Annotated in this window: 5 protein-coding genes; 2 read left to right on the forward strand and 3 right to left on the reverse strand. The window is 44.7% G+C overall.

Features of this window, described 5'->3' with window-relative positions; all coding sequences use genetic code 11:
- The coding region (gene cobN / locus AABK37_RS38465) for a cobaltochelatase subunit CobN (RefSeq protein ID WP_432556677.1) at positions 1–3,391 on the forward strand (3,391 nt) is incomplete at its 5' end.
- 25 nt (positions 3,392–3,416) lie between these two features.
- Positions 3,417–4,643, forward strand: a complete 1,227-nt coding sequence (locus tag AABK37_RS38470) for a peptidoglycan-binding protein (RefSeq protein ID WP_432556678.1) — start codon at positions 3,417–3,419, stop codon at positions 4,641–4,643.
- A gap of 123 nt (positions 4,644–4,766) precedes the next feature.
- On the opposite strand, the gene AABK37_RS38475 is transcribed toward AABK37_RS38470, so the two are convergent.
- The 3 genes from AABK37_RS38475 to AABK37_RS38485 form a co-directional block, all read right to left on the reverse strand.
- The gene (locus AABK37_RS38475) at positions 4,767–5,222 is read right to left on the reverse strand and encodes a Fur family transcriptional regulator (protein WP_039741808.1); all 456 of its coding nucleotides are present in this window, start codon (positions 5,220–5,222) and stop codon (positions 4,767–4,769) included.
- A 321-nt stretch (positions 5,223–5,543) separates the two neighbouring features.
- Positions 5,544–6,794, reverse strand: a complete 1,251-nt coding sequence (sigC, locus tag AABK37_RS38480) for an RNA polymerase sigma factor SigC (RefSeq protein ID WP_432556679.1) — start codon at positions 6,792–6,794, stop codon at positions 5,544–5,546.
- Positions 6,795–7,438: 644 nt separating this feature from the next.
- Positions 7,439–8,383: an NAD(P)H-dependent glycerol-3-phosphate dehydrogenase gene (locus AABK37_RS38485; protein WP_432556680.1), complete on the reverse strand. Its 945-nt coding sequence runs from the start codon at positions 8,381–8,383 to the stop codon at positions 7,439–7,441.
- Positions 8,384–8,660 lie beyond the last annotated feature (277 nt).

Here is an 8,660-nt window from a genome sequence, read left to right on the forward strand (position 1 = left end):
ATCCCCCCCTCTCCCCCTCCCCCCCTCTCCCACTCCTCCCCAAACCAAAGTCGGCATCATCTTCTACCGCGCTCATTATCTAGCGGGAAATACCAAGGTAATTGATGTTTTGTGCGAAGCTTTGGCAAAGCGGAATTTGAAACCTGTGCCTTTGTTTGTTTCTTCGTTGCGCGATCGCGATGTCCAAGCTGAGTTAATCGAGTTTTTCCAGCCAAAAGATTCAGAACAAGTTGCGCTGCTGCTGAATACTACCAGTTTTTCTTTGGCGCGGTTGGATACAGAAACACCCCAGCTTGAACTTTGGCAAAAATTAGATGTGCCGGTGTTGCAGGTTATTCTTTCTGGTGGTTCCGTTGAGCAGTGGGAGTCGCAGTTTCAAGGACTTTCACCCCGCGATATGGCAATGAATGTGGCTCTGCCGGAAGTGGATGGACGGATTATTAGCCGCGCTGTGTCTTTTAAGGCTGTGCAAACGCGCAATCCGAATTTAGAAACGGATGTGGTAGTTTATGAAGCGATCGCTTCACGGATTGAGTTTGTCGCGGACTTAGCCGCAAATTGGGTGCGTCTGCGCTTAACACCACCCGCAGAACGTCATGTAGCTTTAATTTTGGCTAATTATCCCACCCGCGATGGTCGCATTGCTAATGGTGTGGGATTGGATACGCCGGCTAGTTGTGTGGAAATTCTTAAGGCTTTGCAATCTGCTGGATATTATGTGGAAAATCTACCCGCAGATGGAGACGAGTTGATTCAATGTCTTACAAGTGGGGTGACGAACGATCCGGAAGGTAAAGAGTGGCGTCCGGTACAGCAATCTGTTTCTGTGGGGGAGTATGCGGAGTATTTTGCTGGTTTACCGGAGGGTGTAAGGCAGGGTGTTGGTGAGCGGTGGGGTTTTGGTTTTGAAACGAACCGCAGAGGCGCAGAGAGCGCAGAGGAAGAGAGTAAGAGAGAAAATAATTCTTTCCCCCCATCCCCCTATCCCCCCATCTCCCCATCTTTCCCCATTCCCGGAATTCAGCTCGGTAACGTCTTTGTGGGTGTTCAGCCGGCGCGGGGTTATGATATTGACCCTAGTTTGAATTATCACGCGCCAGATTTGGAACCAACTGATGGTTATCTAGCTTTTTATTATTGGGTAAGGAAATGTTTTGCTGCTGATGCTGTGGTTCATGTGGGGAAACATGGCAATCTGGAATGGCTACCGGGTAAAAGTGTGGCTTTATCGGATAGTTGTTATCCAGAAGTGGCTTTGGGAGCGCTTCCGCATTTGTATCCGTTTATTGTGAATGACCCTGGTGAGGGTTCACAAGCAAAGCGTCGCGCTCAAGCGGTGATTATAGATCATCTGACGCCGCCGATGACTCGTGCGGAACTTTACGGTTCTTTGCAAGAGTTGGAAAATTTAATTGATGAGTATTATGAGGCTGAAAGTTTAGATCCTTCGCGTTTACCGACGATATGCGATCGCATTACTCAATTAATTCTTCAAGAAAATTTACATCATGATTTTCAAGTCAGGCAAAATCAAGAATCTTCTGTTTTACCTTTTGACTTTTCACTTTTACCTTCAATTGATGGTTATCTATGTGAGTTAAAAGAGGCTCAAATCCGTGATGGGTTGCACATTTTTGGGAAATGTCCTGATGGTCGTCAGTTGCGAGATTTAATTGTGGCGATCGCTCGTACACCCAATCGTCATCATATCGGATTCACCCGCGCTATAGCTGAAGATTTAGGTTTAGATTTTGACCCCCTCACAGCAGATTTGGGAAAAGAGTTTTTTCTCACGCAAAGGAGCCACTGCGTGAGGCTTAATTCTTGTCGCACCGCAGGTGATGTTGTTGAAGTACTCGAAGAACAAGCCGCCGAGTTAGTCGAACAGCTAATTGAAAATCCAAAATCCAAAATCCAAAATCCAAAATCTCAGTTAGTCCTAAACTGGATACAATCGCGCCTTCTTCCTGCTCTGCAACAAACCCACGAAGAAATTACCTACTTGTTACACGGACTTGATGGGGGATATGTCCCTAGCGCTCCTGCCGGCGCACCTACACGCGGACGCCCGGAAGTCTTGCCCACAGGTAAAAACTTTTACTCAATTGATATACGCGCCATTCCCACAGAAACGGCTTGGGATATAGGCAGAAAGGCTGCAGAAACTCTCATTGAATGTTACACGCAGGAGAATGGGGAGTATCCAAAAACATTGGCATTATCTGTGTGGGGAACTGCCACAATGCGGACTGGCGGTGATGATATCGCTGAGGCGTTGGCTTTGCTGGGTGTGCAGCCTGTGTGGGATGGTATGGCACGGCGCGTGGTCGATTTGGAAATTTTGCCCCTTTCGGTTTTGGGGCGTCCTCGCGTAGATGTAACGTTGCGAATTTCTGGCTTTTTTCGGGATGCTTTTCCGAATTTAATTGATTTATTTGATACGGCGGTGCAAGCAGTGGCGGCGTTAGATGAACCTAGAGCACAAAACCCCCTAGCAGCGCAAGTGCAGCAAGAAACAGATTTTTGGATTGCAGAAGGTTTAACTACAGAAGAAGCCCAAGTGCGATCGCGTTACCGCATCTTCGGTTCTAAACCAGGTGCTTACGGTGCAGGACTCCAAGGCTTAATCGAATCACAAAATTGGACAGATGACCAGGATTTAGCCCGTGCTTACATCAATTGGAGTTGCTACGCTTATTCTTCGGGACAAGGAGGACAAGGAGGACAAGGAGGACAAGAAGACAAAGCAATTAATAACTCCTCACTCCTAACTCCTAACTCCCCACTCCCCACTCCCCCCACTCCCCAGTCCCCACTCCCCAATCCCGAAGCATTTGAGCAACGCTTAAAGCACATGCAAATAGTGCTGCAAAACCAAGATAACCGCGAACACGATTTGCTCGATTCTGATGATTATTATCAATTTCAAGGCGGTTTAACAGCAGCAGTACGTTCGATACGCTTAAAAAATCCTCAAACCTATTTTGGCGATAATTCTATTCCCGCGAATCCGCGAGTCCGTCACCTGAAAGAAGAAATCGCACGGGTGTATCGTTCTCGTGTAGTTAATCCTAAATGGATTGCGGGAATGATGCGTCACGGTTATAAAGGAGCATTTGAAATGGCAGCGACGGTGGATTATTTATTTGCTTACGATGCTACAGCAAAATGCGTCGAAGACCATATGTATCAAGGGATTGTCGAAGCTTATTTAGGCGATCGCTCAGTTTGTGAATTTATCCAAGAAAAGAATCCGTGGGCATTGCGTGATATTGCTGAGAGAATGTTAGAAGCACATAAGCGCGGTTTATGGCAGGATGTAAATATACAAACAGTGGAAAATTTGCGAAACTTAGTTCATCAAGCTGAAGCAGCAATTGAAGAAAAATAAGGAAATACAGGTGTAGGAAACAAGTATGGAGAATCTAGCGTATTTACACTTAGCTTTTGTTTACGAAGAAAGCCCATCCAGTGAATTAGTTTCCCTTAGCGGTTTATTAAATAAAGCAGCAGCACCCGACTGGAAACGGCTTTCTAGCAAGGCTTGGGGATATATGTTACCCCTTGCCGTTACTTTATCTGTTCTTTCTGTTGTTAGCAGTGCCTTGGCGCTAGAAAGAGGCGATCAAGGACCTTCTGTCAGGAATTTGCAACAACAATTACAACGGACAGGATTTTATCAAGCTCCCGTAAGTCAAGTATTTGATTTTCCCACAGAAGATGCTGTCAGACGCTTTCAAAAATCTGCTGGTTTACCAGTTGATGGCGTTGCCAGCGCAACAACGATGCAAAAATTAGAGAGTTGGCGTACTCCATCTGTGGGTAGACAAGCTAACAAACCTGTTGTTGTTAACACAGAAACACAAGCGAAAAAACCCACTCAAACTACACAAGCCAAAAAACCCACTCAAACTACACAAGCCAAAAAACCACCAACTACACAAGCAACAAAACCCACTCAAACTACAGAAGCGAAAAAACCCACTCAAACTACAGTTGCCACCAAGCGTAGCAATCCCAACTTACTCGCTAAAGGTGACGAAGGTGAAGAGGTGAGAGTTTTGCAAGAACAGTTGCGAGTGGCAGGCTATTATTACGGTAACTCGACCGGCATATTTGGTTCGATTACTGAAGAAGCTGTTAAGCGCTTTCAACAAGCTTATAAATTAGATGCTGATGGTGTTGTTGGACCTGCAACACAACGCAGATTGCCCGCAAGTGGCATTGGTTATGGAGAAGATACTTCCAAACGCAATAATGATGATAAACTGCAAATCGGCGATCGCGGTGAGGCAGTTAGAGTTGTTCAAGAACAGTTGATTAAAGCCGGATATTTAGAGGGAGAGCCAAATGGCTACTACGGTCCTTATACCGCAGATGCTGTTCGCAGGTTTCAAACCGCTAATTATTTAGCATCAAGTGGTGTAGCAGGTCCCACTACCAGAGCCAAATTATATAGTTTAGTTACCTCTGGTTCCAACAATGAATTTAATGTCTTGGAAATTCAACGACGACTACATGAAAAAGGTTTTTATAAAGGTTCTCTCAACGGTGTGATGGGGAATGACACCAAAAAAGCGATTAGACAGGCACAACAATTTTACGGCATCAGTCTCAATGACGTTAAAAGCGGACGCTATTAACATCCGCTTCGGTGTTGTCAATATAAGTCCCCAATCGGTTGCTTACCCTCCATCACAGCAATTGGAAATTACCTAAAAATTTCATGAAGGTTGTGTAGCGCGATCCCTGATAACCCCCAAGTGCTAAAGTGGCATTAGTGCCCGCTGGCACTTGGGACAAACCGCATGGATTGCTAGTTGACAGTCAAGCAACTGATAGCCTTCTTTTTGAGCAGTTTTTGCACCAATTTTTAAAATAGAGTCGTTTTTGAACTCAATAGTCGCGTTGCATCTTACACAAATCAGGTGATGGTGATGATGCGGGTAAGGCTGGTTGAGTTCATAATGTTTATGTCCCTCTCCCAATTCTAGTTCCCGTAAAATTCCCATCCGTGCCATCAACTTCAAGGTGCGATAAATAGTTGATAAGCTGATTCCTTCGCCATCGACTTCTAATCTATGGTAAAGATCCTCCGCACTGAGATGTTCCCCTTGCGGAAGTTCCTGAAAAATGTGTAGAATTGTTTCACGTTGCGGAGTCAGACGCCACCCGCGTTCGTTTAGTTCTGCCCGGAGTGAAGTAGCTGAGTAGATAGTCATACTAATATTTCTCAACAAAGATTGTTAGTTGAGAATATAACAAATATTTTGAGCAATTTGCAACAATCATGGCTTATTGCGAATATTTACTGAATCCTCAATTACAAGTCATGGGATCTTGATGACAAGAGAAATAATCAGCGATCCCCGCCCTCAAGGACTTGTAACAAAAATGCTGGGGCAACTTAGGTTCATTCAAATGCAAATAATTTTCTCTAAGGGCATTGGTCATGGGTAATTGGTAATTGGTGATAGATAATTGGTAATAGTTTTTACCCATTACCCACTATCCATTACCCATTACCCATTACCCATTACCCCTTAACTTAGAGATTCCAAGTAGTCGCGGATCAAATTGCGGCGCTTGGGTTGGCGCAGCTTTTGCAAAGCTTTGGATTCAATTTGCCGTACTCGTTCGCGGGATAAGTCGAGAGCGCGTCCAATTTCTGCTAAGGAGTAAGGATGACCATCAGCTAAACCAAAGCGCATGAGAATGACATCGCGCTCGCGGCTGGTTAAATCTGACAAAAGATGCTGCAAGTCTTTTTGTAAAGATTCTCGCATTAACATTTCTTCTGGGGTAACACCGTCGGTTTCGAGCAATTCGCCTAACTCGGTGTCTTTATCTTTACCAACCTTAGTTTCTAGAGAAACGGAGCGAGGTACGCGTAACAAAACTTCCCGAACTTGAGCTGGGGTCATTTCTAACTCTACAGCTAAATCTTCCAAAGTCGGAGTGCGACCTTTTTCTTGGGCAATTTTGCGTTGAGCTTTTTTGATTTTGTTCAGCTTTTCGGTGATGTGGACAGGTAGACGGATTGTGCGGCTAGAAGTAGCGATCGCCCGTGTAATTCCTTGACGAATCCACCAGTAAGCGTAGGTGCTAAAACGATAACCTTTGGTGGGATCAAACTTCTCAACTGCTCGCTCTAAGCCTAGTGTGCCTTCTTGGACTAAATCCAACAATTCCAAGCCGCGATTTTGATATTTTTTGGCTACAGACACCACTAGACGAAGATTAGCCTTGATCATGTGTTCTTTTGCCTGGAGTCCTTGGGTCTTAATTTGCTCCAGTTCTTCCACTGTCATCTTGGCAATTTCTGCCCACCGCCGTTTGCCATCTGCTAAAGTCGGCTTGAGATCCGACAAGATTATACCAGCAGTGGCTGCCCATCTTTCTAAAGACGGGCGATGTCCTAGTTCAGATGTCAAACGTTCCTGAACTTCGATTAACCGGAGATATGGTGAAATTATTGCATCTCCTTGCTTGGCAGCACTAGCAAGTAGTGTCCGCATCCGCAAGTAACGTTGAACTTTTTGAGCTTCTGAAACCTCTTCGTCCCGACCTAACAACCGAACCCGACCAATTTCTTGAAGATACAGACGTACTAAGTCTGTGCTGCGACGGTTTGTGCTAGAAAAGCTAGCAGGCTCAACAGCTGCCGCCATTTCCAGTTCTTCCAGTTCTTCTATTGGCAACTCAGTCTCATCAATTGTGAGTTCTGGGTCAAAAATCTGAGAGGACTGTTGGGTTTCGTAGGCTGCATCTGCGTAAAAAGATGTTGCTGGCATAAGGCTCGTCTCAATGGCTCCAGGTAACAATAGATTTCGGTCAGCTAATCAACTGTTGCTATTGTTCCCGTGATTTTAGGTGAACTAACACGGTTAAGGGTTCAGTTAGCAATTTTTTTGAAAAAAACTGTACTGATTTTATTTAATACCTTATTTTTTTACTTGTTCGGCAGCTGAAATCTGATTGAACCAATAGCTATTCAAATCGTCAGCTGGTTGTTAAACTAGAAATTACTTAGTCAAGATTTCCACCTTAACTTATCTTGACTGTCACTTTTGTAACGTGGTATAAACATAGACAAGGAAAAATTACGTTTATCATACGCATAGTCCTATCTACACAGGTATCTGAGTGATTTCCTGATGATTTACTAATTTTTCAACAGAGAATATTCGTAATTGGTAATGGGTAATTGGTAGTGGATAGTGGAATTTGGATAGTTGATAACTGTTGACTGTTGTTGGTTGAGGGTTAACAGTCAACCAACAACTATCAACCAACAACCCTTCGGGTTCACCACTTGCTACAACGGGGGGAACCCCACGCCAGTCGCCTCAACGTTCGTGACCTCCGCACAGCGCTGGCTCCGCAACGCAGTGGTTCACCAACAACTAACCGCTAACAACCAACTATTTCCACAAGGTTAATAACTGTATTCTGGCTTGATGTCTCGCAGCATCAGTTCATCAAGCGCTTGTCGGGGGGTGACTTCACCTTGAAGTAAGCGATATACTTGCTCGGTAATCGGCATAGATATATTCCGCTGCTTGGCTCGTTGCATCAAAACTTGGCAAGTGTTGACTCCCTCTGCGGTTCCTTCTAAATGAGCGAGAACTTCTGTTAGTGTTTTACCACAAGCCATTTGGTAGCCAACTTGATAATTGCGACTTAAAGGACTGTTGCAAGTTGCGAGCAAATCACCCAAACCGGACAAACCGTAAAATGTTTCTGTCTTCGCACCCCATAAGTTGCCGATACGAATTATTTCTGTTAGACCACGAGTGACTAAAGCAGCTTTGGCGTTGGTTCCCAATTGTAAACCGTCACACACACCAGATGCGATCGCTATCACATTCTTTAATGTACCCCCAAGTTCCACTCCCAAGGAGTCCCAATTCGTATAAACTCGGAAACGACTAGAGGAAAATACTAACTGTACTAACTCAGCAGCATCTTTACTTTTGCTAGCTACTACAGTTGCTGCTGGTAATTTTAGTTGAATTTCTTTCGATAAATTCGGTCCCGACAGCACCACAACCGAATGACTGGGAAAAATTTCTTGCCAAATTTGCGATGGTGTGCTAATAGTTTCTGGCTCTAACCCTTTTGTCGCAGTCACAAAAACGGCTTTCGGTGGAATCGGTAAACCCTGTAATTGTGTAGCCACTTCGCGGACTCCTTTCATGGAAATCGCCGAAACGATCGTATCGGCATTTTCCACTACTTCCGCCAAAGTTTGGGAACCGTACCGCGACCAAATGCTTACTTGATGATTGTTTTCTGAGGCGATCGCAGCTAAACTAGATCCCCATGCACCCGCACCGAGAACAGCAATTGATTTTAAATTAGTCGATTTTAGATTAGTCAACTTTAGATTTGAAATTTTCGTAGTAGGGGAGCCAGTGCGTTGCGGAGGTTTCCTCCGTTGTAGCAACTGGCGTTGTGTTGTCGCGGTACGCGCAACGCACCATCAATAATATAAGATGCATTAGTTTTAACTGTAGGGTCTGGCTTAAAGCGTTGTGGATGTTCCTCCCGCTTTAGGGTTGGGTAGCTGAATCAAAATAATTAGACAATCTTCGTTATTCTTAGACATTTCATGAGCTATAATCAGCAGATGTCTAAGTTAACTGTATCTGAAGCTG

This window comes from Tolypothrix sp. VBCCA 56010 (genome assembly GCF_050875635.1).
GTDB lineage: Bacteria > Cyanobacteriota > Cyanobacteriia > Cyanobacteriales > Nostocaceae > Hassallia.